Annotated in this window: 25 protein-coding genes and 1 tRNA gene; 11 read left to right on the forward strand and 15 right to left on the reverse strand. The window is 66.7% G+C overall.

Features of this window, described 5'->3' with window-relative positions; translation table 11 throughout:
* The first annotated feature begins 147 nt into the window (after positions 1–147).
* Positions 148–1,302, forward strand: a complete 1,155-nt coding sequence (locus tag AC1C2R_RS16485; RefSeq protein WP_495380658.1) for an epoxide hydrolase family protein — start codon at positions 148–150, stop codon at positions 1,300–1,302.
* Between the two features lie 30 nt (positions 1,303–1,332).
* Here AC1C2R_RS16485 and AC1C2R_RS16490 read toward each other — a convergent pair whose 3' ends face one another.
* Both AC1C2R_RS16490 and AC1C2R_RS16495 read right to left on the reverse strand, forming a co-directional pair.
* On the reverse strand, positions 1,333–1,743 hold the full coding sequence (locus AC1C2R_RS16490) for a VOC family protein (RefSeq protein ID WP_495354014.1): 411 nt from the start codon (positions 1,741–1,743) through the stop codon (positions 1,333–1,335).
* A 4-nt stretch (positions 1,744–1,747) separates the two neighbouring features.
* On the reverse strand, positions 1,748–2,383 hold the full coding sequence (locus tag AC1C2R_RS16495; protein WP_495380659.1) for a M23 family metallopeptidase: 636 nt from the start codon (positions 2,381–2,383) through the stop codon (positions 1,748–1,750).
* Positions 2,384–2,625: 242 nt separating this feature from the next.
* Here AC1C2R_RS16495 and AC1C2R_RS16500 point away from each other — a divergent pair, with 242 nt between their 5' ends.
* The 3 genes from AC1C2R_RS16500 to AC1C2R_RS16510 all read left to right on the forward strand — a co-directional run bounded on the left by AC1C2R_RS16500 (position 2,626) and on the right by AC1C2R_RS16510 (position 5,791).
* Positions 2,626–3,876, forward strand: a complete 1,251-nt coding sequence (locus AC1C2R_RS16500; protein ID WP_495354012.1) for an amidohydrolase — start codon at positions 2,626–2,628, stop codon at positions 3,874–3,876.
* Positions 3,877–4,302: 426 nt separating this feature from the next.
* Complete coding sequence (locus AC1C2R_RS16505; RefSeq protein WP_495354011.1) at positions 4,303–4,821, forward strand: FBP domain-containing protein; 519 nt, start codon at positions 4,303–4,305, stop codon at positions 4,819–4,821.
* Between the two features lie 361 nt (positions 4,822–5,182).
* On the forward strand, positions 5,183–5,791 hold the full coding sequence (locus AC1C2R_RS16510) for an HdeD family acid-resistance protein (RefSeq protein WP_495354008.1): 609 nt from the start codon (positions 5,183–5,185) through the stop codon (positions 5,789–5,791).
* A gap of 83 nt (positions 5,792–5,874) precedes the next feature.
* Here the strand turns inward: AC1C2R_RS16510 and AC1C2R_RS16515 are convergent, their stop codons facing one another.
* A complete protein-coding gene (locus AC1C2R_RS16515) occupies positions 5,875–6,648 on the reverse strand; it encodes an SDR family oxidoreductase (protein ID WP_495354007.1) in 774 nt (257 codons plus the stop codon).
* 137 nt (positions 6,649–6,785) lie between these two features.
* On the opposite strand from AC1C2R_RS16515, the gene AC1C2R_RS16520 reads away from it, so the two are divergent.
* From AC1C2R_RS16520 to AC1C2R_RS16535, 4 genes are all read left to right on the forward strand, one after another.
* Complete coding sequence (locus AC1C2R_RS16520; RefSeq protein WP_495354006.1) at positions 6,786–7,259, forward strand: NfeD family protein; 474 nt, start codon at positions 6,786–6,788, stop codon at positions 7,257–7,259.
* Entirely contained in the window at positions 7,260–8,201 is a 942-nt protein-coding gene (locus AC1C2R_RS16525; protein ID WP_495380660.1) for an SPFH domain-containing protein, read from the forward strand.
* Between the two features lie 45 nt (positions 8,202–8,246).
* Positions 8,247–8,966 carry a glycerophosphodiester phosphodiesterase family protein gene (locus tag AC1C2R_RS16530; protein WP_495380661.1) on the forward strand — a complete coding sequence of 240 codons (720 nt, stop codon included), beginning with the start codon at positions 8,247–8,249 and terminating at the stop codon, positions 8,964–8,966.
* An 84-nt stretch (positions 8,967–9,050) separates the two neighbouring features.
* Entirely contained in the window at positions 9,051–9,416 is a 366-nt protein-coding gene (locus AC1C2R_RS16535) for an RNA polymerase-binding protein RbpA (RefSeq protein ID WP_495354003.1), read from the forward strand.
* On the opposite strand, the gene lnt is transcribed toward AC1C2R_RS16535, so the two are convergent.
* From lnt to AC1C2R_RS16580, 9 genes are read right to left on the reverse strand one after another with little or no spacing between them, the layout of a single operon-like run.
* Positions 9,413–10,975 carry an apolipoprotein N-acyltransferase gene (gene lnt, locus AC1C2R_RS16540; RefSeq protein ID WP_495380662.1) on the reverse strand — a complete coding sequence of 521 codons (1,563 nt, stop codon included), beginning with the start codon at positions 10,973–10,975 and terminating at the stop codon, positions 9,413–9,415. The genes AC1C2R_RS16535 and lnt overlap by 4 nt on opposite strands.
* 30 nt (positions 10,976–11,005) lie before the next feature.
* Positions 11,006–13,435, reverse strand: a complete 2,430-nt coding sequence (locus tag AC1C2R_RS16545; RefSeq protein WP_495354001.1) for a DEAD/DEAH box helicase — start codon at positions 13,433–13,435, stop codon at positions 11,006–11,008.
* Between the two features lie 12 nt (positions 13,436–13,447).
* Positions 13,448–14,245, reverse strand: coding sequence for a twin-arginine translocase subunit TatC (gene tatC, locus AC1C2R_RS16550; RefSeq protein WP_495354000.1), 798 nt, complete (start codon positions 14,243–14,245; stop codon positions 13,448–13,450).
* Between the two features lie 5 nt (positions 14,246–14,250).
* A complete protein-coding gene (gene tatA, locus AC1C2R_RS16555) occupies positions 14,251–14,463 on the reverse strand; it encodes a twin-arginine translocase TatA/TatE family subunit (RefSeq protein ID WP_495353999.1) in 213 nt (70 codons plus the stop codon).
* A gap of 37 nt (positions 14,464–14,500) precedes the next feature.
* On the reverse strand, positions 14,501–15,520 hold the full coding sequence (locus AC1C2R_RS16560) for a helix-turn-helix transcriptional regulator (RefSeq protein ID WP_495353998.1): 1,020 nt from the start codon (positions 15,518–15,520) through the stop codon (positions 14,501–14,503).
* A complete protein-coding gene (locus AC1C2R_RS16565) occupies positions 15,520–16,581 on the reverse strand; it encodes a helix-turn-helix transcriptional regulator (protein ID WP_495380663.1) in 1,062 nt (353 codons plus the stop codon). Before AC1C2R_RS16565 ends, AC1C2R_RS16560 begins: the two co-directional genes overlap by 1 nt.
* 50 nt (positions 16,582–16,631) lie before the next feature.
* Positions 16,632–17,579: an FKBP-type peptidyl-prolyl cis-trans isomerase gene (locus tag AC1C2R_RS16570; RefSeq protein WP_495380664.1), complete on the reverse strand. Its 948-nt coding sequence runs from the start codon at positions 17,577–17,579 to the stop codon at positions 16,632–16,634.
* Between the two features lie 42 nt (positions 17,580–17,621).
* Positions 17,622–18,674, reverse strand: coding sequence for a tRNA (adenine-N1)-methyltransferase (locus tag AC1C2R_RS16575; RefSeq protein WP_495380665.1), 1,053 nt, complete (start codon positions 18,672–18,674; stop codon positions 17,622–17,624).
* Positions 18,671–19,345, reverse strand: coding sequence for an HAD family hydrolase (locus AC1C2R_RS16580; RefSeq protein WP_495353994.1), 675 nt, complete (start codon positions 19,343–19,345; stop codon positions 18,671–18,673). The genes AC1C2R_RS16575 and AC1C2R_RS16580 overlap by 4 nt, the downstream gene beginning before the upstream one ends.
* Positions 19,346–19,419: 74 nt before the next feature.
* Between AC1C2R_RS16580 and AC1C2R_RS16585 the strand changes: the two genes are divergently transcribed.
* Positions 19,420–20,340, forward strand: coding sequence for a PAC2 family protein (locus AC1C2R_RS16585; RefSeq protein ID WP_495353993.1), 921 nt, complete (start codon positions 19,420–19,422; stop codon positions 20,338–20,340).
* Positions 20,341–20,366: 26 nt separating this feature from the next.
* Here AC1C2R_RS16585 and AC1C2R_RS16590 read toward each other — a convergent pair whose 3' ends face one another.
* Both AC1C2R_RS16590 and AC1C2R_RS16595 read right to left on the reverse strand, forming a co-directional pair.
* Entirely contained in the window at positions 20,367–21,194 is an 828-nt protein-coding gene (locus AC1C2R_RS16590) for an undecaprenyl-diphosphate phosphatase (RefSeq protein WP_495353992.1), read from the reverse strand.
* A 168-nt stretch (positions 21,195–21,362) separates the two neighbouring features.
* Positions 21,363–22,688, reverse strand: coding sequence for a M20/M25/M40 family metallo-hydrolase (locus tag AC1C2R_RS16595; protein ID WP_495380666.1), 1,326 nt, complete (start codon positions 22,686–22,688; stop codon positions 21,363–21,365).
* Positions 22,689–22,799: 111 nt separating this feature from the next.
* On the opposite strand from AC1C2R_RS16595, the gene AC1C2R_RS16600 reads away from it, so the two are divergent.
* A tRNA-Leu gene (locus AC1C2R_RS16600) sits at positions 22,800–22,883 on the forward strand.
* A 165-nt stretch (positions 22,884–23,048) separates the two neighbouring features.
* On the opposite strand, the gene AC1C2R_RS16605 is transcribed toward AC1C2R_RS16600, so the two are convergent.
* Entirely contained in the window at positions 23,049–23,492 is a 444-nt protein-coding gene (locus tag AC1C2R_RS16605) for a MarR family winged helix-turn-helix transcriptional regulator (RefSeq protein ID WP_495380667.1), read from the reverse strand.
* 102 nt (positions 23,493–23,594) lie between these two features.
* Here AC1C2R_RS16605 and AC1C2R_RS16610 point away from each other — a divergent pair, with 102 nt between their 5' ends.
* Complete coding sequence (locus AC1C2R_RS16610; RefSeq protein WP_495353989.1) at positions 23,595–24,422, forward strand: SDR family NAD(P)-dependent oxidoreductase; 828 nt, start codon at positions 23,595–23,597, stop codon at positions 24,420–24,422.
* Positions 24,423–24,445 lie beyond the last annotated feature (23 nt).

The following is a 24,445-nucleotide window of genomic DNA, read 5'->3' on the forward strand; positions in this document are numbered from 1 at the left end:
ATCAGTGGGCGATACCACACCGAGCGGCGGACCAACGTCTCCAATCTGAATCGCGTCTTGCGAGCCGGTTCATCCTTCGGATCCGTGCCTGGTAGCCGTTCCTTCTTTAGGACGGAAACAGTCCACAAGGCTCGATACGTTCGTTCCATGACCTCTGAAAACACCGACATTCGTCCTTTCCGCATCGAGATCCCGCAGGCCGAACTCGATGCACTGAACGCCCGACTGGCAGGCGCCCGCTGGCCCGACGAGCTGCCGGGCGTCGGGTGGAGCTACGGCGTACCGGCCGGCTACCTGCAGGGACTGGCCGAGTACTGGCGCACCTCCTTCGACTGGCGTGCGCAGGAGGCGAAGCTCAACGAGTTCCCGCAGTTCACGACCACGATCGATGGGCAGAACATCCACTTCCTGCATGTGCGCTCCCCCGAGCCGAATGCGATGCCGCTGATCCTCACCCACGGCTGGCCCGGCTCGATCGTGGAGTTCATGCAGGTCATCGGGCCGCTCACCGACCCCCGCGCCCACGGCGGCGATCCCGCCGACGCGTTCCACATCGTCGCCCCGTCGATGCCGGGCTTCGGATTCTCCGGACCGACGCACGAGACCGGCTGGGACATGTCGCGAATCGCGCGCGCCTGGGCGGAACTGATGAGCCGGCTCGGCTACGAGCAATACGGCGCGCAGGGCACCGACACCGGCGCGGTGATCTCACCGATGCTCGGAGCCATCGACTCCGAGCACGTCGTAGGCGTCCACGTCAACGGCAGCCTCGGCTTCCCCAGCGGAGATCCGGCAGAGCTCGCCGGCATGAACGAGGCCGAGCTGGCCCGACTGGCCGACATGCAACGACAACTGCAGGAGGGCTCCGGCTACGCCGTGATCCAATCGACCCGCCCGCAGACGATCGGCTTCGGCCTCGCCGACTCCCCCGTCGGCCAACTCGCTTGGATCGTCGAGCGATTCAAGGAGTGGACCGACCCGGCGTTCGAACTTCCCGACGAAGCCGTCGATCGCGACCAGTTACTCACCAACGTCAGCGTCTACTGGTTCACCAACACCGCAACCTCCGCCGCACGACTCTACAAAGAAGGCCAGGCGAGCTGGGGCAACCAGACGCAACGCTCAGAAGTACCCTCGGGGGTCGCAGTGTTCCCCGGCGACGTCGGAATCCGTTCCATCGCCGAACGCGACCACAACGTCGTGCACTGGTCCGAGTTCGAGCACGGCGGCCACTTCCCAGCCATGGAAGTCCCCGAGCTGCTGGTCGGCGACGTGCGTACGTTCTTCCGCGCTCTCCGGTAGGCCTCATGACAGGCGGTGACCGCTGAGCGCCTATCGAAGCTCTTGAATTCGGATGAGGTTGCCCGCGGGATCCCGAACGGCGCAGTCGCGAACTCCGTAGGTCTGTTCAGTCGGCTCCTGGACGATCTCTGCGTTTCCGGTCACCAGCCGTGCGAATGCACTATCGAGATCGGGCGTGGCGAGGAGGATGCCGGCGTACGTTCCCTTGGCCATCATCTCGACGATGGTGCCGCGCTCGTCGTCGGTGACTCCCGGATCGGCGGCGGGCGGCTCCAGCACGATCGACGTGCCGGGCTGATCGGCCGGGCCGACTGTGATCCAGCGCATACCGTCGTACCGGATGTCGCTGCGGACCTCGAAACCGAGGATGTCGCGGTAGAAGACCAACGAGGCGTCGGGGTCATCGTGCGGAAGGAAGCTCGAGTGGATGGTGATGTCCATGACGTCACGATAGTTGTCGACCAAGTCCGCCGCTTCTCGGATCCTGCCCGATCCGCGCTGCTTCGACGATGGACCGTTCACCTGGTATGCCGACTTCCCGAATCAGCGGGCGATGCACCCCATGTGGCCACTCTCGATAGTTCCGAAACGACATCGGAACGCCCTGGGCGACGGAGAAGTCATCGCTGTCCATCACTTGCATGTGCAGGTGCGGCTCGGTCGAGTTTCCGGAGTTTCCGCATTCGGCGATCGGTTGTCCAGCCGTCACCGCGTCGCCGACCGCGACACGCATCGAACCGCTTCGCAGATGGGCAAGGGCCACGAACACACCGCGTTCGGGCAGCGTGATCGTCAGAGAGTTCCCCGCGATCGCGTGCACCCCTTCCCGAAGGCGGCCGGCCTGACCCAGCATGTACGGCAGCAGCGCCAACTGCGACCGCCGCCCGACGTGATCGATCTCGCCATCGTGCACGTCGACGACGACCCCGTCGGCTGGTGCCAGGATCGGCTGCCCGAAGGCGAAGAATCGTTCTGCCGGTTCGGTCGCGAGGAACGTGCGCCAGTCACGGTGCTCCCCCGTGCGTCGGCGATGATCGACCGCGACGAAGTCGATGGCGTAGCGCTCGCCGAAGAGATCCACGCCGTGACTCGGCACCCGCCGCGCAGGACTGTTCTGCGCCATCCAGGTTCCAGTGAACGGCAGTGAGAGCACGGTCTCCAGCCTCATCGAGCCCGTGCAGCCGACACATCCGTCATGTCGCAAGCCTATTCGGCACCATCGCCATTCCCCCGCGCCCGACGTCACAGGGTCTAGCGGCCGTCGAATAAACCTCATATCCTGCAGGCAGGGAAGTCGCTGAACGTTCAGGGGGAACGACGCTCATGGGTACAACCGCACACGACAACATCAACATCGATCCGGCACTGGCCGATCTCTACAAGGACATCCACAGTCATCCGGAGCTCGGTTTCCAAGAGCATCGCACCGCCGACATGGTGGCGAAGCGGTTGACGTCTCTCGGGTTCGACGTCACGACCGGTATCGGCAAGACCGGGGTGGCCGGGGTGTTGAAGAACGGTGCGGGGCCAACGGCGCTGCTGCGCGCGGACATGGACGCGCTGCCGGTCAAGGAGGACACCGGCCTCGACTATGCCAGCACGGTGACGGCGACTGACGAGAACGGCAAGGTCGTTCCCGTGGCACACGCCTGCGGGCACGACCTGCACACGACCTGCCTGCTCGGTGCAGCCGAGATCCTCTCGTCCGACACCTCCAGCTGGGCCGGCACGCTGGTGCTCGTCTTCCAGCCGGCAGAAGAACTCGGCGCCGGTGCACAGGCCATGGTCGACGACGGACTCTACGAGAAGGTCCCGAAGCCCGACATCGTGCTCGGTCAGCACGTGGCCCCACTACCGGCCGGCAAGATCGCCGGACACGCGGGCGCTTCGTATGCCAGCTCGGATTCGTTGCTCGTGCGCCTGATCGGCAAAGGGGCGCACGGATCGAGGCCAGAGAACTCGATCGACCCGGTGGTGATGGCGGCCTCGACCATACTGCGGCTCCAGACCATCGTGTCGCGAGAGGTTCCGAGCACCGATGTCGCGGTCGTCACGGTCGGCTCGATCCACTCAGGGGATGCTGCAAACGTCATCCCCGGCGAGGCCGAACTGCAGCTGAACATCCGCACCCTCGACACGAAAGTGCGCCAGCACATCCTCGATAGCGTCGACCGCATCGTCAAAGGCGAAGCCACGACCGCCGGCGCTACTGAACAGCCGACGATCACCGAGATCGAGCGGTTCCCGGTCGTGGTGAATGACGCGGCCGCGCTCGGCAAGACACTCCAGGCGTTCGCGGCGTGGCTCGGACCGGACAAGATCCTCGACCCCGGCGCAGGAGCCGGAAGCGAGGATGTCGGCGTCCTCGCGACGAGCGCGAATGCACCGTTGTCGTACTGGCTCCTCGGCGGCACCGACCCGTCGCTGTTCACCACCGGAGACATGAACGACCCCGCGCTGCTCAAAGTTCCGTCCAACCATTCACCGCACTACGCACCGGTCATCGAACCGACCCTCACGATCGGAGTAACGGCGCTCGTCACCGCCGCGAGGACGTGGCTCCCGTCCCAGTGATGCGGCCGGGGCATCCGGCACTCATCGCTCAGCTTCGCTTGTCGATTCCTGAGCAGTCAAGACGGCCCTTCGGTCATCGCATCAGCCTGACCGAGCCGTCGCGACGCCGAATGCCCCGGCACGTGGCTTGAACGCGACGCGATACCACTGGAACCTCGCGACATCCATCTGCGTCAGTTATGCTGGCGACGTGTCGTGCTCATTCGTCGAACCGCCCTCAGGGCGTCAGGAGGTCGTCGGCGTCTCTCTCGCCGGCACGAGGTAGCCGCCTCCCTTCGTCGACCACCTCGCCTCTCGCGCGAGGAATCAGCACTTCGTGAGGCCCCGACTGTACGCGCCGTCGCTCGCCGGAGAGCCACCTCACTCAACCTCGGGCATCGACCCGATGACGCACGCCGGCCAAGGCCGGAACGATTGGTCACCTTCATGCTTCCCTTGACGGAACAACACATCCGCAACTCATTCATCAACGCCTCCCGCAAAGAGATCAGCGACATGGCGCTCCCCCTCGAGTTCGCCGCGATCGAATGGGATCGTCTGGACTACTTCGGCTGGCGCGATCGCAAGTCACCGCGCCGGGCGTACATCGCTGTCAGAGTCGACGACTCCCCGGTTACTCTGATCCTCCGTCAGTCCGACGCGCTCCCCCGCACTCGAGCGCAATGCTCATGGTGTCAAGACGTGAACCTCACGAATGACGTCGCGTTCTACGGCGCGAGGCGCGCCGGGCAGGCGGGCCGCAAGGGTGACGCCGTCGGCACCCTGATCTGCGCGGACTTCGGCTGCTCGGTGAACGTGCGGAAGCGCCCGTCGCTCGCGTACGTCGGGTTCGACGTCGACGCTGCTCGAGAGAAGCGCATCGTCGGTCTCAGGGGGCGGGCCCAGGGCTTTGTCCGCGAGGTGCTCAACGGCGCCGACCTGACGTCGACCAACGGTGACGACTGACCGATCCGGTCACCGTCTGCTGTGCGACTCTGGTCGTCGCTCCCCTGAGGCTCGGGCACTTCCGTGACGCCCCGTGCCCGGATGGTGTCGAGCAGAGCGTGCACCGACGGAGTCCACGGTCCGGCCACCCGGCGCACCGTGTCGCCCACCCGCACCACCGGCTCCATGTTGCCGCCGCTCAGCACTTCTTCTCTCACGGATCAATGATCGCACCGGCCGACGCCGGGATCGCGGGCAAGCCCGCCGGCAGCACACCGTCACGCCGAGACTTCCGACGACTCGCGGTTTCACATCCAACACTCAGCCGACAGGCGGCCGTAGCCTGACCCTGCACAGGACCCGCCACCAGAAAGGACACATCATGTCTACGTCGCAGCCCAGTGGGCTATTCGCGTCATTCTCGCTCGACGCTTCGTCGCTGACGAAGTCGGCGATCAACACCATTCGCGCGACGCTCGGCATCAGCGGTGCCGTCGCGCTCATCTTCGGCCTGCTGATCACGTTCTGGCCGAAGAACTCCGCCGTGGTCATCACGGTGCTGTTCGGCATCTACTTCCTGATCGCCGGCATCGCCTATCTCGGGCTCGGCATCTTCTCGAAGGGGATCTCGGGCGGCGCACGGGCGCTCGACATCATCCTCGGTGTGCTCTTCGTGATCGGCGGCATCATCGTGCTATCGAGCCCGAGCGAGTCGGCAGTCTTCCTCGGCATCTTCCTCGGCATCCTCGTCGGCATCCTGTGGATCGTCGAAGGCGTCGTCGCACTCGCCCAGTCCAGTGACGCCGGTTCGAAGGGGTGGGCGATCTTCTTCGGCATCCTGAGCATCGTCGCCGGCATCGTGCTGTTGTTCTCGCCGTTGTGGGGCGCTGTCGTGCTCTTCATCATCGCGGGCATCAGCCTGATCGTGCTCGGCATCGTGCAGATCGTGCGCGCCTTCACCTTCGGACGCGGCGTCACCGCCGCGGCATAGCCCGAGCGAACCGAAGGCCGGCCGAAGCAACTGCTTCGGCCGGCCTTCCGCCGTCTCAGGTGAGCGAGTTCGAGCGGGTGCGGTCAGGCATCGCCTTCGCGAGCGAAGCCCGAAGTGTCGCCGACGTACCGGGTGTTCTCCGCGGGTACGGGGTCGACCGCGGCCGATGCGACCTCGGCGGCGAACTCCGCGACGTTGAAGAGCCGCCCGGCGTCTTGCTTTCGCGCTTCGATCGCGCCGGGGTTGGCTCGCTCGAGCAGCGTCGCCGTGATGGTGCCCTCGATCATGTCGCCCGAGACGACGACGAACTCGACTCCGGCGGCCTCGAGTTCGGGCAGCTTCGCCCGCAGGGCGTCTTCGCCGGCCCTCTTGGAGAGCGCGACCGCCTCGTATTCGGGCATGGTCGGCGTGGTGCGGATGAAGTGCGCCTGGTGGCTCGTGACGAAGACGACTCGGGCGCCGGCAGCGAGATGGGGCAGCGCGCCCTCGACGACGTTCACCTGTGCATCGCGGTTCAAGCGCATCGCATAGTCCTCGCCCATTCCTGTCTCCATGCCGCCGGAGGCATTGAGCACGAGGATGTCGATCGGGCCGAGCTCCGCGACCGCACGATCGAACATCGAGGCGACGGATGCCGCGTCGGTCAGGTCTGCCGCGATCGCGATCGCAGTGCCGCCTGCCGCCGAGATCTCGGCCACGACCTTCTCGGCCCGGGGTGCCTTGCTGCGGTAGTTCACGACGACGGATGCTCCGGCTGCAGCGAGGTACCGGGCGGTGTCGGCGCCGATTCCACGCGAAGAGCCGGTCACGAGGGCGACGCGGCCGTCGAGCGAACCGGGGGCGAGCGGGTTGGTCACAGTGGTACTCCTCGAGGCTGAACGGACTTGATCCGCGGCGGAACAGGCGAACCGAGACTATCAACTCCGCCGGCTGATCCCCGTGGAGTCATGCGCACTGATAGTTTCGGTACAGGCCGCGTGCGAAGGAGAACGAATTGGATGTCCTGACCCAGTACGCGTGGATCGTCTGGCTGGTGTTGATCCTGGCATTCGCGACCATCGAGGTCTTCACTCTTGAGATGACGTTCCTGATGCTCGCACTCGGCAGCGTTGCCGGGCTCCTCTCCGGGCTCTTCGGCATTCCGTGGTGGGCGCAGTTCATCATCGCGGCACTCGTCGCGATCGCGCTGATCCTGACGCTGCGGCCCTCCTTACTCCGAATGCTGCGCCGCGGCGGCGACCCTGCGCGGAGTAACATCGACGCGCTCATCGGCGCCGACGGTCAGGTCGTGCGCACGGTGACCGCAGCGGGTGGGCAGGTGCGCCTGCGGAACGGTGATGTCTGGACGGCGCGATTGTCGCCCATCACCGAGCAGTCGGATGTCGCGGTCGGCGAGCGTGTGCTCGTCACGGGTATTGACGGGGCGACGGCCGTCGTCGTCCCGATTGAGAGGAGCACTGGAGCTTAGATGGATATTTCCAGCATCGTCGTGACGGTCATCGTCATTGCGATCGTCATCTTCGTCATCGTCGTCTTGTCGAAGTCGATCCGCATCATTCCGCAGGCGTACTCCGGCGTGGTCGAGCGGCTGGGGCGGTACCACAAGACGCTCAGCCCGGGCTTGAACGTCCTCGTGCCGTTCATCGATCGGCTTCGCCCGCTCGTCGACATGCGCGAGACGGTCGTCTCCTTCCCGCCGCAGCCGGTCATCACCGAAGACAACCTCGTCGTCTCGATCGATACGGTCGTCTACTTCCAGGTGACCGATGCGCGAGCAGCGACCTACGAGATCGCCAACTACCTCGGTGCGGTCGAGCAGCTCACCACCACGACCCTTCGTAACGTCGTCGGCGGGCTGAACCTCGAAGAGGCGCTCACCTCGCGCGACAACATCAATGGCCAACTGCGCATCGTGCTCGATGAGGCGACCGGCAAATGGGGCATTCGCGTGGGCCGCGTCGAACTGAAGGCGATCGACCCGCCTCACTCCATCCAGGATTCGATGGAGAAGCAGATGCGCGCCGAGCGTGACCGCCGCGCGCTCATCCTCACCGCCGAGGGCACCAAGCAGTCCGCGATCCTCACCGCCGAGGGTGCTCGTCAGGCTGCCATCCTCTCAGCGGAGGGTGATGCGAAGGCCGCGGTGCTCCGCGCTCAGGGCGAGGCCGAAGCGATCCTCACGGTCTTCGACGCCATTCACAAGGGCGACCCCGACCCGAAGCTCCTCGCCTACCAGTACCTGCAGACACTCCCCCAGATCGCACAGGGCGAGTCGAACAAGCTCTGGATCGTGCCGAGCGAACTCACCGAAGCGTTGAAGGGCATCGGCAAGGCGTTCACGCCCGCCGCCCCGGCCGGGCCGGCCGGTTCTGCTCCGGATGCCTCTGGGACCACCGGTCAGCGTCTCTGACCCGAATCCGTGGCCTCCGCGTACTTCGAGCCGTCGAGGCCGCGTGTGCTCGCGCACCGCGGCCTCTCGCTCGATGCCCCCGAGAACACGCTGCTCGCCTTCGCGAAGGCGGTTACGATCGGCTGCGAGTACATCGAGACCGACGTGCACCTGACGCACGACGGCACCGCTGTGGTGGCGCACGACCCGACCCTCGAGCGTGTCGCGGGTCGGCGGGTCGAGGTGGTGAAGCTCACGATGCCCGAGTTGCGACGCATCGATCTCGGCAGCGCCCAGGGCTTCTGCTCGCTCGAGGAAGCGCTCGATGCGTTCCCCGAGACGCGGTTCAACATCGATGTGAAGGTCGAGGGTGCGGTCGCACCAGCCGTCGAAGCGGTTCGCCGACTGCGGGCAGCACCGCGTGTTCTGCTCACGAGCTTCTCTGAAGCGCGCCGCCGACGGCTCGCCGCTCAGGTACCCGAAGCGGTCACCTCGGCGGGCGCCGCCGGCGTCATCCGCGTTCGTCTCGCCTCGCTCTCGGGTTCGACGAAGACCCTCACCCGATCTCTCCGGGGTGCCCGAGCGCTGCAGGTGCCTGAGCGCACCGGCCCCCTGCGACTCGTGACCGAACGGTTCGTCGCGGCCGTGCACCGCGCAGGCGCCGAGGTGCACGTGTGGACCGTCAACGAGGCACCCGCCATGCAAAGATTGCTCGATCTCGGCGTCGACGGTCTGGTGACCGACCGTGCAGACATCGCATTGCCGCTCATCGTCGCTCGAAACTGAGAATTCCCCGCTAAACGTCAGGCTGCGGAAAGGGAACGCCCAGCTTGATCGTTTAGACATGTAGACGAGCGAGAGGAGTACGCCATGGCGGACAGGAGCCTACGGGGAATGCGCATCGGCGCACAGAGCCTGCAGAGTGAAGACGGTGTGGTGTTCGCTGCCCGAGCCGAATACGCTTATCGCTGCGAGACGTGCGGTCGCGAGACCGTGATGACCTTCTCCACCGAGGCCGAGCTGCCCGAGTCGTGGGAGTGCAAGCACTGCGGAGCATCCGCAACGCTGCTCGTGGACTCGAAGCCGGTCGAGATCGACCGCTCGGGCGAGAAGGTCGCACGCACCCACTGGGACATGCTGCTCGAGCGACGCACTCGTGCCGAGCTCGAGGAACTGCTCGAAGATCGCCTCAACTACCTGCGCGCCCGCCGCGGCCAGCAGAAGATCGGCGCTTAGACCGCACTCGTTGCACCGTGCTCATCGTCGCCGTCGCGAGATCGGCGGCGAGCGATGAGTCCCGCGGCGATGAGCGCCGCCAATGACCCGAGCGTGATCACGAGCGGAACACTGCCGCCGAGCACCACTGACGGGGTGAGTCCGTCGCGCAACTCGACGTCGGTGACCATGGCACCGGGCTCATCGGCCGGGAGCGAGTCGATCGTGCGCCCCGTCGGGTCGATCACCTGACTCGTGCCGACGGTCGAGATGTTCACAACCGATCGGCCCGTTTCGATCGCACGGAGTCGCGCGATCGCAAGCTGCTGCTGGTTCTCATCGGTGCCGCGGAAATCCGCGTTGTTCGTCTGGAGCATGTAGAGCTGCGCGCCGTCGCGTGCACCCTCCCAGATCACTTCGTCGTAGATGACGTCGAAGCAGATCGCGAGCCCGGTGACCGCCTCGCCGAGATCGAACACGGGCGCGTTCGTGCCGGGCGTGTAACCGCGCTGGATGAGCCCAGTGAGATCGCCGGCGATCGCATCGAAGAACCAGCGATCGGGGATGTACTCGCCGAACGGCACGGGGTTGCGCTTGTCGAATTGATCGACGGCGCCCTCGTCGGCACGCCAGAGCAGCGATGAGTTGAAGTAGAGCTCGTCGCTCGTCGTCACCGTGTTCAACACGATCGGCGCATCGAGACGTTCGGAGAGCCCATCGAAGATGCGTGCAACAGACTCACTTCGCGTCGGGTCGATATCGGAGCCGCCCTCGGGCCAGAGCAGCACGTCGATGCCCGGTTCATCGAGGATCGGCTCGGTCGCTGCGAGCTGTGCGGCCAAGACGTCGCCGGGCTCACGCTCGTCGAAGTATCCCGCAGGACCGTCGCCCTGCACGCTCGCCACCCGGATCTCGCCGGCGGGCGTCGTCGGCCAAGCCGGCACGAGCACCGCGACGGCGACGAGGGTCACGGTCGGCACCGCGAAGCTCAGGCGGCGCCAGCCTGCCAGCCGGACCCATTCGATGATGCCCGACACGAGCGCGACCATCAGGAACCCGAGCCCGGTCGAGCCCACCCATGACACGACTTGGGCGAACGGGCTCTCCGACTGGCTGAGGGCGGCGCGACCCCACGGGAATCCGCCATAGGGGAAACTCCCGGTCACTGCTTCGCGCACGCACCAGAGGCCGGCCACGAGCAACGGCAGCGCGATGAGCCTCACCCATGGCGAGGTACTCACGCGTGGCATCCATCGGTACGCGAGCGCGATCAGCACGCCGCCCCCCGCGACGAAGAGCGACTCGAGCACCGAGAGCGCGAGCCAGGGCACAGGACCGAGATAGAGCGCCGTCCACGACACCTGCAACAGGTAGAACGTGATCCCGAACGCGAAGCCGACGAGGGCGGCGCCCCAGGCGGATCGACCGATCAGGCCGATCAGGCCGAGCCCGATGCCGAGGAAGGCAGCCGGCCAGATGCTCGCCCCCGGAAATCCGAGATCGTAAGTGAACCCGCCCGCGATCGCGGCGAGCACCGCACCCCAGAGCGGAAGCAGGGGGCGTACTGCGTTCTCTGGCACCAGCTCAGCCTAGGCGACGACGAAGGTGGCTCAGGCGACGGTGCCGTACGCCACGACGCCCCGCCGCACAGCGTCGATGGCCGCTCGTGCGGTGGCGCCGAGTTCGGCATCGGCGACGATCGAGATCTGGTCGAGCAGGTCGACCACTTGCTTCGCGAGACGCACGAAGTCACCCGCGGCGAGCTCGGTGTCGCCGAGCACGGTTCCGAGCCCGGTGCCGCGCGCCCACGAGTGCATCGCCGAGGCGAGCGCGGGTGAGGGCACCTCGCTGCCGGGGAGTCGATGCTCGCGCTCCAGGTCATCGAGCACGCTCCACGTGTCGGCCGTGCGTTCGAACGCCTCACGGAACCGCCCACGCGGCAGTCGATACTCGACACCGCTGTCGTCACGCCGCGGCTCGTAGACGAGGGCGGCGGCCATCGCTGCCAGCCCTGCTTCGTCGAGACCATCCCAGAGACCGCGCCGCAGGCACTCCGCCACGAGCAGGTCGCGCTCACCGTAGATGCGCTTCAGGATGCGCCCGGAGGAAGTGGAGACGAGTGCGCCGTCGCTGTCACGTTCGAGATAGCCGAGCGACTCGAGCACTTCGGTGACCCGGTCGAAGCGCTTTGCGACCTGACCCGTGCGGGTGCGGATCTGGCGTGAGAGCTGCTCGTGCTCCTGCTTCAGCCGCCACCAGCGCTCCGCCCAACGCGCGTGCGACTCGCGCTCGGCACAGCCGTGGCACGGGTGCGCCCGCATCGCCTTGCGGGCGGATACGAGCTCACGCTGCATCCGCTCGCGTTGCCCATGCGTCGGATTGCCCTTCGATGTCTGACGTTCGATCTCGCCGATGCGACGGCGAAGTGCCGCGTACTCGCCGAAATCGCCGAGGTGGCAGGTCATCGCCTGCTCGAAGCCCGCCATCGACTCCTCTTGCTTACGCAGGGTGCGCGCGAGATCGACGACGGCGCGGTCGGCCTGGAACTGTGCGAACGAGAGCTCGAGGATCTGTCGGGTGCGTTCCCGGCCGAACTGGTCGATCAGGTTCACGGCCATGTTGTACGTCGGCCGGAAGCTCGAGTTGAGCGGGTAGCTGCGACGCGACGCCAATGAGGCGACCGCCTCGGGGTCGAGACCGTCGACCCATTGGATGACGGAGTGTCCCTCGACGTCGATGCCCCGGCGGCCGGCGCGCCCCGTCAGCTGGGTGTACTCCCCCGGTGTGATCGGCACACGCGCCTCGCCGTTGAACTTCTCGAGCTTCTCGAGCACCACCGATCGAGCGGGCATGTTGACGCCGAGGGCGAGCGTCTCGGTTGCGAAGACGATCTTCAGCAGCTTCAGCTGGAAGAGCTCTTCGACGATCTCCTTGAACGCGGGCAGCATGCCGGCATGGTGGGCTGCGACGCCGCGCTCGAGACCCTCGAGCCACTCCCAGTACCCGAGCACCGCGAGGTCTTCGTCACGCAGCACGCGCGCCCGCATTTCGACGATCTGCCTGATCTCGGCGCGCTCGGCCGAGTCGGTGAGCCGGATGCCGCTGCGCAGCACTTGCCGCACCGCCTGGTCGCACCCGGCGCGCGAGAAGATGAACGAGATCGCGGGCAACAGGTTTTTGCCCTGCAGGAGGGCGACGACCTCCGCCCGGTCGGCGCGACCGTTGCCGCGCGCTTCGCGATGGTATCGGCCACGGTCGCCGCCGCGCTGCCCACGCGTCGACCGGCCGGAGATCGACCGACCGCCGGCTCGGGCGAGCTGTTTCAGTTCAGGGTTCACCCGATGGGTCGCCGCCTGGCCCGACGAATCGAAGAGGTCGAGCAGCTTCGACTTGACGAGCACGTGCTGCTCGAGCGGCACCGGCCGCTCTTCGGAGACGATGACGTCGGTGTCCCCGCGCACCGCTTGCAACCAGTCGCCGAACTCTTCTGCGTTGGAGACGGTCGCCGAGAGCGAGACGAGGCGCACCGCCTCGGGCAAGTGGATGATGACCTCCTCCCACACCGCTCCGCGGAAGCGGTCTGCGAGGTAGTGCACCTCGTCCATCACGACGTACGCGAGTCGGTCGAGCAGCGGCGAGTCGGCGTAGAGCATGTTCCGCAGCACCTCGGTCGTCATGACGACGATGCGAGCTCCGGAGTTGATGTTCGTGTCGCCTGTGAGCAGACCCACGGACTCGGCACCCCAGGTCTCGACGAACTCCTGGTACTTCTGGTTCGAGAGCGCCTTGATGGGGGTCGTGTAGAAGACCTTCGCACCGGGCTCCTGCATCGCGAGGAACACCGAGAACTCGGCCACCACCGTCTTGCCCGCGCCGGTGGGAGCCGCGACGAGCACGCTTCGACCCTCGTCGAGCGCACCGCACGAGGCGAGCTGGAACGGATCGAGATCGAAGCGGAGACCCGAGACGAACTCGGCGAGGCGGGGCTGGCGGTGCTGCCGGCGAGACTGCGCGTAACGCTCGGCCGGCGAGGGGCTCATCACCCCTTCAGCCTAGACAGCCGCGCCGAATTCGGCCTCGTTGCGGCGCGCGACACGACGATCGTGCAGATGCGCGATGAACCATGCGGCGAAGTAGAGCACGATCATCGGGACCGCGAGCATGAACATCGACACGACATCGGCCGACGGCGTCGCGATGGCCGTGAACAGCACGATCACGAGAATCGCCACCCGCCACGACTTGATGATCGCCGCCGCACTGATCACGCCGGCGAAGTTGAGCAGTACGACGAAGACCGGCACGACGAAGGCGATGCCGATCGCAACGACGAGTTTCAGCACGAAGTCGATGTACTCCCGCGCGGTGAGTAACGACAGCGAGCCTTCGGGAACGAATCCGGTCATGAGCTTCACGATGTTCGGCAGCACGAACCAACCGGCGGCGCAACCTGCGAAGAACAGCGGAATCGCGGTCACGAAGAAGACGAGTGTGAAGCGCCGCTCCCGCGTGTTGAGTCCCGGCACGAGGAAGGCGAAGACCTGATAGAGCCAGACCGGACTCGAGAGCACGATGCCGACGGTGAATGCGATCTGCAGGTAGAGATCGAACCCACTCGAAATCGTCGGAAAGACGAGGGACGTCTCATTCGATCGCGCCTCGGCGACGCGCTCGACCGGTTCTTGGAGCGCGTTCCAGATGAACAGATCCGTAAGCCACCAACCGAGGCCGGTGCCGACGACGATCGCGATCGCCGAGACGAAGAGGCGCTTGCGCAGCTCGATCAAGTGCTGACCGAGCGACATCCGTTTTTCGCGGCTCTTCTCGCCGCGATCTTTCACCGCGGTCACCGGAATCAGGACTTCTTGCCGGAATCCGGCTCTTCGGTCTTCGTCGTCTCGTCGCTCGGTGCCTCGCCGTCAACCTTGTCGGAGCGAACCTCGGTCTTCAGGATCTTCATCGACTGGCCGAGGCTGCGAGCGAGCGCCGGAAGCTTGGGCGCGCCGAAGAGCAGCAGGATGACCACGAGGATGATCAGCGCATGCCAACCGGTGAAGCCTTGCCACATGGGTGTTCGTCCGTTCGTCGGTGAGGGTGACGACAGTCTACCTGTCGTCAGTGCCCGGCGGTTGTGATCGCGCTTCGGATGCCTCTTGCTCGGCGTATCCCGCCAGGCCCGCCGTCGCCCACTCGGCGACGACCGCGCGGGCCTCAGCCGGCTCGACGACCGTCACAAGCCCGGGCAGACCGGCGACGAGACGCTTGAGGCCGTGCACGTGTGCGAGCCGGAGCGTGACCCGCAGCCGCCCGTCGACCGCCTCGGTGCGGGAATCCGCGAGATAGTCGGCGAGGAGCGGCAACGTCTCGGGCGCCACATCGACGACGACGTCGAGATCGGACTCGGAACTCTGGAAGAGGGTGTCGGGAACGACGCGATCGGAATGATCACCGATCGGCGCATCGGAGACGAGGAGGTCGCTCATGCGGTCGACGCGGAAATTGCGCACGTCTTCGCGCGTGTGACAGTACGCCTGCAGGTACCAGTCGGCGTCTTGGGAGAGGATCCGCAGTGGATCGACGCGCCGTCGGCCGGCGACGCCGAGTGCGTTGCGGTAGTCGAACTCGAGCTGCCGTCCGCCCGTCACCGCGGCCCGGATGAGCGCCAGCGAGGCATCCGCTTCGGATTCGGCGACCGCCAGGCGGCTGGGCGCCGCTGAGGCGCCGGCCGTGAGCTTGGCCATGAGCGAGGCGAGCGATGCCCGGCCGGCGTTCTCGGGCGATGCCGACATGTATTGGAGCCCCGCGATGAGCGCGGCGGCTTCACGTGCCGAAAGCCTCGGTGCGTCATCGATCGCGACGTGGTGCACGATGACGATGACGTCTTCGTCTTCGAAGGAGTCCCAGTCGATGTCGAAGAGATCGTTCGGCTGGTAGGTGCCGGTCTCGCCGGGCAGACCCGAGGTGGCGATGAGGCGCACCGCAAGCCGGATCTCCTCTTCGGACATGCCGAAATGCGTCGCGGCCTCGGCGACGTCGACGACCCGCTGCTCGAGCAGGTACGGCACGAACGAGAGCAGGAAGATGAGCTTGTCGGGTGCCTTCAACGGCTTGGATCGCTTCGCCATCAACGCGCCTCCCGCTCTGCTGCGCCGTGCTCGATCGGATCGTGAAGCGCGGTGGCACGATGAGCGGCGACAACCGCCGCGAGGCGGTCGCGCACCGCCGCGCGCAACGACTCGGGCGAGAGCACTCGAACTTCGGGGCCGTAGGCTGCGAGCTCGTCGGCGAAGACCGCCGCATCGGTGTAGTGCAGTCTGATGACCCCGGCGTCTTCGTCGCCTTCGATCGCCCGCTTGCCGAGCCGTACTTCGGCATCGCTGCCAGCTGAGACGGCGAGGTCGGCCACATTTGACAGGTGCAGTTCTTGCAGCTCGGCGATGATGCGGTCTTGGATGCCGAGCGGCGGGGCCTCGAAGCTCGAACCGGGCACGGGCGTCACCTCGCCGATGATGCGCGAGAGCAGGAAGGTGCGCACGTCGCCGGCCGAGCGATCATGCGCGTGCAGGTGCCACCGGCCGTCGTGCAGCACGACGGCGTACGGATCGACCGTGCGCAGTCGCGGCTCGGCCTCACCGGGCTTGAAGTAGCGGAACTGCACCGCATGTCGACGGTCGAGGGCTTGCCGCAGCGGCTCGAATGCGGTGTCGCGCACTCGGAGCCGGGGTGCGTAGCCGATCACCGGCTCGCGCGGCTCGATGCCGAGAGAGCGCAGCTTCGTGAGCGCGCGCTGCGAATCGGCCGACAAGGATGCCTCACGCCAGACCTCGGCCGCAAGGCCGAGCAGCGCGAGTTCGTCAGGAGTGAACCTGACCTCATCTGGCAGGTTGTACTGCCCCTTCGGTATGCGGTAGCGCAGCGCCTGATTGTCGCCCGGACGATCGGGCGACTCGACGGTCTCGAGTGGAATGCCGAGTTCGCGGATGTCGTCTTTGTCGCGCTCGAACTGGCGCTCGAGGTTCGCGTTCTGACCACCGGAATCGAAGCGATCGGCATAGCCGCGAACGGTCGAGAGGATCTCCGCTTTCAGGAGGCCCGTCTCGGTCGCGAGCAGCGCGAGAACAAGACTGAAGAGGCGATCCTCGACGGGAATCCTCGACTCGCCCCTTGCCTCTCCGCCGCTTGCCACAGGTGCGATCTTACTGAACCGCGGCGACCGCGACGGCCGCTCGGACCGGGTCAGACGACGCCCAGGATGTCGATCACGAAGAACAGGGTCGAGTTCGCGGGAACCTTCTCGTTCGCCTGGTCACCGTAGCCGTCAGCCGGCGGGATCACGACCGCGACCTGCGAGCCGACCTTCTGGCCGATGACCGCCTTCGAGAAGCCCGGTATGACCTGGCTGCCTTCGCCGTCGGCGACGACCATGTTCACCGGGGCACCATTCTCCCAAGTCGAGTCGAACACCTCGCCGTCAGCCCAGATCACGCCCGTGTAGTGCACGACGACCGTGTCGCCGGATTCGACGACCTCGCCCGAACCGGCCTTCAGCACCTCGACCTCGGTCGTCTCGAACGGGTCCGCCTTCGGCACGGTGATGCCGGGCCGCCCATCGGGTGCGAGCACGACGGCGGGGAACCCGTCGCGACTCAGCTGCACCGCGCCATCGGCGCGCGGCAGGAAGGCCCGCTGGATGTCGAGCACGAACACGAGGCTGTCACCGGGCGCGATGCCGAGCGACTGATTGCCGTTGGGGCCGAAGCCGTCTTTCTCGGGCACGACGACGGCAACCCGCGATCCGACCGAACCACATGAGAGCCCCTGGCTGAGCCCCGGCAGCGTGGAATCGGAGATCGTCAGCGGCACGGGGTCACCCGTCTCGCCGCCGAAGCCGGAGACCTGCAGCTCTTCGCCCGTGGCGCCGTTGAACACGGCGAGACCGACGAGCGCCTGCTGACCGTCGACGAGACGATCGCCGTCGCCGGCGATGACCTCGGTGCACTGCGTCTCTTCGGGCGCGAGCGGCGACGGGAACTCGACGCGTGGCTTCTCGCCGAAGTCGCCCTTCACCGTGACAGCACTGGAGGAATCACCGGATCCCGCCTCTGGCGCAGGCGCCGAAGCGCACCCCGACAGGGTCAGGGCGATGAGGCCGGCCGTGGCGATGAGCGCGAATGACGAGCGCACTGATCCTCGATTCCTAGGTGATCGGTGAGGGGCGTAGAAAGCCTACCCGGCAGAACCTGTGGGTTCCGTGCCGGGCGACTCGACAGCGGCAGCGTCCGCTGACGGAGGCGTATCGATCTCGCGCGAACGAGATGCCGCGGCATCCGCTTGCCTGACTCGCTTGCGCAGGCTCTTGTCGCTCACGTTGCGTTCCCCGAGCGCGCCGGGCGTCCATGCCTCGAAGTCTTCGTCGCTGAACTCGGTCTTCGACGGGCGTCGCTTGAGCTCGGGAAGGATCGTGTCCGGCGCGAGTCGGCGCGCGGTGATGAGAAAGCCCGTGTGCGCGATCATGCGGTGATCGGGGCGCACGGCGAGGCCCTGCACGTGCCAGCCCCGAACCATCGTCTCGCTCGACTGCGGCTCCGTGTACTCCCCCGTCGCGCGAATCGCTTCAGCGACCCGTGAAAGCTGCGTGGCGGTGGCGATGTAGCAGAGCAGCACGCCGCCGGGCTTGAGCGCAACCGAGACCGACTCGAGGCACTCCCATGGCGCGAGCATGTCGAGCACGACCCGGTCGACGGATGCCTCGGCAACGGTCTCGGGCAATGCCTCTGCAAGGCCCCCGAGCGTGATCGACCAGTTCTCAGGGTCGGCGCCGTGGAACGTCGCCACGTTGGCTCGGGCGACGCTCGCGAAGTCGTCACGGCGCTCGAAGGAGAAGAGGTGCCCGTCGGCGCCGATCGCCCGGAGCAGCCAGAGCGAGAGCGCTCCGGAGCCGACACCTGCCTCGACGACCTGCGCGCCCGGGAAGATGTCGGCCTGCGCGAGGATCTGGGCTGCGTCTTTCGGGTAGACGATCGCCGCACCACGGGGCATCGACATGACGAAGTCGGTGAGCAGCGGGCGCAGGGCGAGGTACTCGATGCCCGCCTGATTGGCGACGACCGAACCGTCGGGCCGGCCGATGAGGTCGTCGTGCGCGAGCAGGCCCTTGTGCGAGTGGAAGTGCGCGCCCGGTTGGAGAGTGATCGTGTGCAGTCGACCCTTCGGGCCCGTCAGTTGCACCCGGTCGCCGACGCGGAACGGGCCGCTCTGCTCTCCCCTGCTCTCGGTCATGCTGTGGCCTGCCGTGCGGCGATGAGCCCCGCGATATCCGCGACCGTCGTGCCGTCGAGAGTCGGCCACAGTGCGCTCGACGGTTCGTCGTCGAGCGCGATGATGTTCGGAACGGCGACCGCGATCGCGCCGGAGGCGAAGGCGGAGGCGAGGCCCGCAGGCGAATCCTCGATCGCGACGCACTCGGCGATGTCCACGCCCAGCAGTGCCGCGGCCAGCAGGTACGGTTCGGGGTGCGGCTTCGCATTCTCGACGATGTCGCCGGTGACGATCACGTCGAATGCCTCGAACGGAATCGTCGAAATGATGTCGTCGGCCATCGAACGAATCGACATGGTCACGAGCGCGGTGGGCACGGATGCTTCGCGCAGTGCCCGCAGCAACTCGCGCGCTCCGGGCCGCCACGGCACGCCGTGCTCTTTCAACTGTTCGCGCACTCGCGTCGTGAGCCGATGCACGATGGCATCGGCATCGAGCGTGACGCCCTTCGCCTGGAAGTACGCCGCCGCCTCCCACAGGCCGCTGCCGACGAGTTCGAGCGCGTCGTCGTGGCCCCAGGAGCCACCGAAGGACTCCACGAGCTCTTCTTCTGCGGCCATCCAGTAGCGTTCGGTGTCGACGAGGGTACCGTCCATGTCCCAGAGGACTGCGGCGGGGAGGCGAGTGGTCACAACCGTCAAGTCTACGGGCACGGCCTATTGTGGAGGTGTACCCGGAATCCGGGGCGGAAAGCGGGGCACCAGGAGTGAATCAGCCGACCGGTTTCGAGGGCGGAAGGCTGCTCGTCGTCGCATTCGAAGGATGGAACGACGCCGGAGAGGCGGCGACCGGGGCGGCGAAGCTTCTCGTCGAGCGACTCGACCTCGTCGAGATCGCCGCCGTCGACCCCGAACTCTACTTCGACTACCAGTTCACGCGCCCGACCATCGTCGTCGATGATGACGGCGTGCGTCGTCTCGAATGGCCTGGGGCGGCGATCATGGGCCCGGGCGATCTTCCCGTCGCTGACGATGCGGATGCCGACGACCGCGTCACGGGGCCGGGAGCCGACACCCTGCACGTGCTCATCGGTGCGGAACCGGCTCGCAGCTGGAAGGGCTTCGCCGCCGAACTCATCGATGCCGCGCTCGCGGCCGACATCGAGGGCATCGTGCTGCTCGGTGCGATGCTCGCCGACGCGCCGCACACCCGGCCGCTCTCGATCTTCGCCTCGAGTGAGAACCCCGAAGTGCGGTCAGCGCTCGGCGTCGAGCGTTCGAACTACGAGGGCCCGGTCGGCATCCTCAGCGTCATCGCCGATCAGGCCGAGCGTGCGGGCATTCCCACGGTGTCGCTCTGGGCGTCGGTGCCGCACTACGTGCACAACGCGCCGTCGCCGAAGGCGGTGCTCGCCCTGCTCGGCAAGTTGGAGGAGCTCACGGGCCTCTCCATCCCCCGCGGCAGTCTCGAGATCGATGCCGCAGCGTGGGAGGCCGGGGTCGACGCGCTCGCCGCCGACGACGACGAGATGGCCGGCTACATCACCCAGCTCGAGCAGGCGCGCGACGCCGTCGATGCCCCCGAAGCGAGCGGCGAGGCGATCGCCCAAGAGTTCGAGCGGTATCTGCGCCGTCGCGGCGATGGCCCTGAGGGGCGCGCCGACGGTCGTGGCGACGGCCCCCGCTGAGGGCTTCTGCCCGACCTGACTCCAGCTCAGGCGGTGAGCGCGCCCGTGCCGAGCAGCACGAAGAGGGTGATGCCGAGCAGCACCCGGTAGATCACGAACGGCAGGAAGCTGCGCTTCGAGATGTAGCTCATGAAGAACGCGATCACGAGGATGCCGACGACGAACGCGACGAGCGTCGCCGCTGCGGTCTCGATCGGCCCGTACACCGTGGGCTCGCCGAGGCTCTTCACCAGCTGGAAGACGCCGCTGCCGAACACCGCGGGGATCGCGAGGAGGAACGCGTAGCGGGCGGCGGCCGCGCGCTCGTAGCCGAGGAAGAGCCCCATGGTGATGGTGCCGCCGGAGCGTGAGACTCCGGGGATGAGCGCCAGCGCCTGCGCGAGACCGAAGTAGATGCCGTGCGGCACCGTCAGATCGTCGAGCCCCCGCCGTTTCGCCCCCGCCCAGTCGGCGAGGCCGAGGATGAGCCCGAAGACGACGAGCATCGTGGCGACGATCCAGAGGGAGCGCAGGCTCGTCTCGATCTCGTCTTGGAAGAGGATGCCGAGCACGACGATCGGCACGGAACCGACGATGATGAGCCAGCCCATGCGCGCATCCGGATCATTGCGCGGGACCCTGCCCGTGAACGAACCGAACCAGTGCGAGACGATTCGCACGATGTCACGCCAGAAGAAGACCACGACCGCGGTCTCGGTGCCGAGCTGCGTGATGGCGGTGAACGCCGCACCCGGGTCTTGGGCTCCTGGCAGGAACTCCCCCAGGATGCGCAGGTGCGCGCTCGAAGAGATGGGAAGAAACTCCGTGAGTCCCTGCACGAGGCCGAGGATGAGCGCTTCGATCACGTGGTGCATCCGCCTTCCGCCTCCGCGGAAGTCGGAGGGCTGTGCTGATCAGGGGCTGGTTCGGTCAGTAGTCGAGGAGAGGTCTCGCAGGACCTGCCTCCCGAAGACTGACTGGTTCGGTCAGTAGTCGAGGAGGAGGTCTCGCAGGACCTGCCTCCCGAAGACTGACTGGTTCGGTCAGTAGTCGAGGAGGAGGTCTCGCAGGACCTGCCTCCCGAAGACTAATGCGTCGAGCGGCACCCGCTCGTCAACACCGTGGAACATCGCCGGGAAGTCCATGCCTTCTGGCAGCTTCAGCGGCGCGAAGCCGTATCCGGCGATTCCCAGCCGGCTGAGCGCCTTGTTGTCGGTGCCGCCCGAGAGCAAGTAGGGGAAGACCGGCACGCCGGGGTCGTGCACGCCGAGCGAGCGCTTCACGGCATCGACCAGGGCGCCGGATGTCGCGGCTTCGAGCCCGACGTCGCGGTGCACGATCTCGACGTCGACGTCGTCGCCGATGAGCGCCTGCACTTCGGCCAGCACCGCGTCTTCTTCGCCGGGCAGCGTGCGGATGTCGATGAGCGCCTCGGCCCGGTCGGGGATGACGTTGTGCTTGTATCCCGCGGTCAGGAGCGTGGGATTGCTCGTGGTGCGCAGGGTCGCGGTGATGAACCCCGACGCAGAACCCGTGGCGAGGGCGAGTTCGTCGGGTGACACCTGCGCGGGGTCGACACCCAGCACGCCCGCGATCTCGGCGAGCAGCTCGCGAGTGGTGTCGGTGAGCCGGACCGGCCATTCGGTGCGGCCGAGGGTCGCCACCGCCTCGGCGAGCTTCGTGACGGCGTTGTCGCGGATGAGCCTCGAGCCGTGAGCGGCGGTCCCACGCGCGACGAGTCGGATCCAGAGCAGCGACTTCTCCCCGGTCTGCAGGAGGTACGCACGCTGCCCGCCGACGGCGATCGAATACCCGCCGACCTCGCTGATCGCCTCGGTGGCACCAGCGAAGAGTTCGGGATGGTGGTCGACGAGCCATCCGGAGCCGAGGCCGCCACCCGCCTCCTCATCGGCGAAGAACGCCACGACGAGGTCACGTGCCGGCCGAGAGCCCGAGCCGATGATGTCGCCGAGGGCGGTCAACATCATCGCGTCCATGTCTTTCATGTCGACCGCACCGCGACCCCAGAGCATGCCGTCGCGCACCTCACCGGCGAACGGGTCGACGCTCCAGTTGCGGGCATCTGCCGGCACCACATCGAGGTGCCCGTGCACGACGAGCGCCGGCTTCTCGGAGTCTCGCCCCGGAACCCGGACGACCACGCTCGTGCGTCTCGGTTCGGACTCGAAGAGCTGCGGTGCGAGCCCGAGCGCGGCCAGCCGCGCCTCGACGTACTCGGCGGCCTCGCGCTCGCCGTTCGCCTTGCCCTCGCCGTAGTTGGAGGTGTCGAAGCGGATCAGGTCCCGTGCGACGATCGCCGTCTCATCGAGTTCTGGAACGAGGTCGGAATCGGTGGATGACGGGGCCATGCCATCACGCTAGCCGGGGCATCCGGCAATGGCGAACGTGTCGGAAGCGCCCCGGAAATCGTGCTAATGTCTTCTCTCGGGCCACCGAGGAATCGGAAGGGCCTGACACGAGCGCGGGTGGCGGAAATGGCAGACGCGCTAGCTTGAGGTGCTAGTGCCCTAACGGGCGTGGGGGTTCAAGTCCCCCCTCGCGCACGCTTGTGTCGAGAAGGCCGGATCATTGCGATCCGGCCTTCTTGCGTTTCCAGGACGTCTCCCCCGGCACGAGGTACGTGACAGCACATGCTTGTTCGGGTGTGCCGAGCGGCACGGTCTCGTGGACGGGCGACGACATGAAGAGAGCGTGTGCCGAGCCCGAGGTCAGGGGGTGGCAGGCCCCGCTCCGAGGCTCCGCGACAGGATCCTGACGATCAGGTCGGAGAGCTCTCGCAGTTCGGTGGGCGAGGCGTGGACGAGCGGGCTTCGCTCGAGCGTCCCTGCGATGAGCCCCACTCGCACTTCACGACCCCGTCGGGTGAGGGTCAGTACTTTCGATCTGCGGTCGTGCGAGTCGACCTGCCGCTCGACGAGGCCCTTCGACGCGAGGTGATTCGCGATGAAGCTGAGGTTCGGTGCATTGCAGTGGAGCCGTTCGCTGAGTGCCTTCATCGAAGGTGCCGGCTCAGCGGGGTCTATCGCCCAGAGGGCCTGAGCAGTCGCGGCGGTCAATCCCAGGCCTGCGAGGAGGTCTTCCACGGCGTCGGTGGTGAGCATGAAGAGTTCATGGTTCGCCCGGACAGCCGTCTCCAGTTCAGCGGTGCTCATACCTCCACCCTACTTGCTTCGAGTCTCGAAGTGATACGGTGAAATCGTTCGACACTCGAAGCAATTACCGACGTCGGCGACACACAACGAACGGACCCACCCATGCACGATTTCACCGGCACGACCACCCTCGTCACCGGCGCCTCGCACGGCCTTGGCGCCGCCTACGCCGCGGAGCTCGCCCGACGAGGATCCAACCTCGTCGTCGTCGCCCGCTCCCGGGCAGTGCTCGATGCTCTCGCAACCCGTCTCGAGAACGACACGCACGTCACCGTTCACCCCATCGCAGCGGATCTGACCCAGTCGGGTGACCTCTCATCATTGATCGAAGAGGTGCACCGGCTGGACAGCCCCATCGACCTCCTCGTCAACAATGCCGGGACGGGGGCCGTCGGGCCCTTCGCCTCCGCCCCGCTGCAGCCGACACTCCGCTCCATCGACCTCAACATCAGTGCACTCCTCACCCTCACCCACGCTCTCGTCGGCGACATGGTGGCCCGTGGCGCCGGCGGCGTGATCAACGTCGCCTCCACCGCGGCGTTCCAGCCCATGCCGTACCAAGCCGGCTATGCCGCGACGAAGGCGTTCGTCCTGTCCTTCACGGAGGCACTCGCGGAAGAACTCGAGAACACCGGCATCCGAGTGATGGGCGCACACCCCGGCGCGACGGACACCGGCTTCTTCAACGCCACGACCCACACCATGGATCCGAGAACCACCGACTCGCCGCAGAGTGTCGCGGAGCGCACACTCAACGACTTCGCCCGAGGGAGGAAAACCTCCTACCCCGGACGTGCCTCCACACGCCCGATGACCTGGGCGAGCCGGTTCCTCCCCCGCGCGACGGTCGCACGCATCACCGGAAACCTCAACAGGAAGGCGGGCATGGACAACGCGGCCATGCACGACACGCGAACAGCAGCTCCCTGAGGCATTGAACACGTGCATTCCGG

Source organism: Agromyces sp. Y182, assembly GCF_059445385.1.

Excerpts from the sequence above, each read along its gene's own strand:
- AC1C2R_RS16535 (WP_495354003.1), top strand. The coding sequence starts at position 9,051 with ATGGCGGACAGGAGCCTACGGGGAATGCGCATCGGCGCACAGAGCCTG.
- AC1C2R_RS16510 (WP_495354008.1), top strand. The coding sequence starts at position 5,183 with ATGTCTACGTCGCAGCCCAGTGGGCTATTCGCGTCATTCTCGCTCGAC.
- AC1C2R_RS16485 (WP_495380658.1), top strand. The coding sequence starts at position 148 with ATGACCTCTGAAAACACCGACATTCGTCCTTTCCGCATCGAGATCCCG.
- AC1C2R_RS16595 (WP_495380666.1), bottom strand. The coding sequence starts at position 22,688 with ATGGCCCCGTCATCCACCGATTCCGACCTCGTTCCAGAACTCGATGAG.
- AC1C2R_RS16610 (WP_495353989.1), top strand. The coding sequence starts at position 23,595 with ATGCACGATTTCACCGGCACGACCACCCTCGTCACCGGCGCCTCGCAC.
- AC1C2R_RS16545 (WP_495354001.1), bottom strand. The coding sequence starts at position 13,435 with ATGAGCCCCTCGCCGGCCGAGCGTTACGCGCAGTCTCGCCGGCAGCAC.
- AC1C2R_RS16590 (WP_495353992.1), bottom strand. The coding sequence starts at position 21,194 with ATGCACCACGTGATCGAAGCGCTCATCCTCGGCCTCGTGCAGGGACTC.
- AC1C2R_RS16575 (WP_495380665.1), bottom strand. The coding sequence starts at position 18,674 with ATGACCGAGAGCAGGGGAGAGCAGAGCGGCCCGTTCCGCGTCGGCGAC.
- AC1C2R_RS16560 (WP_495353998.1), bottom strand. The coding sequence starts at position 15,520 with ATGGCGAAGCGATCCAAGCCGTTGAAGGCACCCGACAAGCTCATCTTC.
- AC1C2R_RS16505 (WP_495354011.1), top strand. The coding sequence starts at position 4,303 with ATGCTTCCCTTGACGGAACAACACATCCGCAACTCATTCATCAACGCC.
- AC1C2R_RS16500 (WP_495354012.1), top strand. The coding sequence starts at position 2,626 with ATGGGTACAACCGCACACGACAACATCAACATCGATCCGGCACTGGCC.
- AC1C2R_RS16605 (WP_495380667.1), bottom strand. The coding sequence starts at position 23,492 with ATGAGCACCGCTGAACTGGAGACGGCTGTCCGGGCGAACCATGAACTC.
- AC1C2R_RS16525 (WP_495380660.1), top strand. The coding sequence starts at position 7,260 with ATGGATATTTCCAGCATCGTCGTGACGGTCATCGTCATTGCGATCGTC.
- AC1C2R_RS16490 (WP_495354014.1), bottom strand. The coding sequence starts at position 1,743 with ATGGACATCACCATCCACTCGAGCTTCCTTCCGCACGATGACCCCGAC.
- tatA (WP_495353999.1), bottom strand. The coding sequence starts at position 14,463 with ATGTGGCAAGGCTTCACCGGTTGGCATGCGCTGATCATCCTCGTGGTC.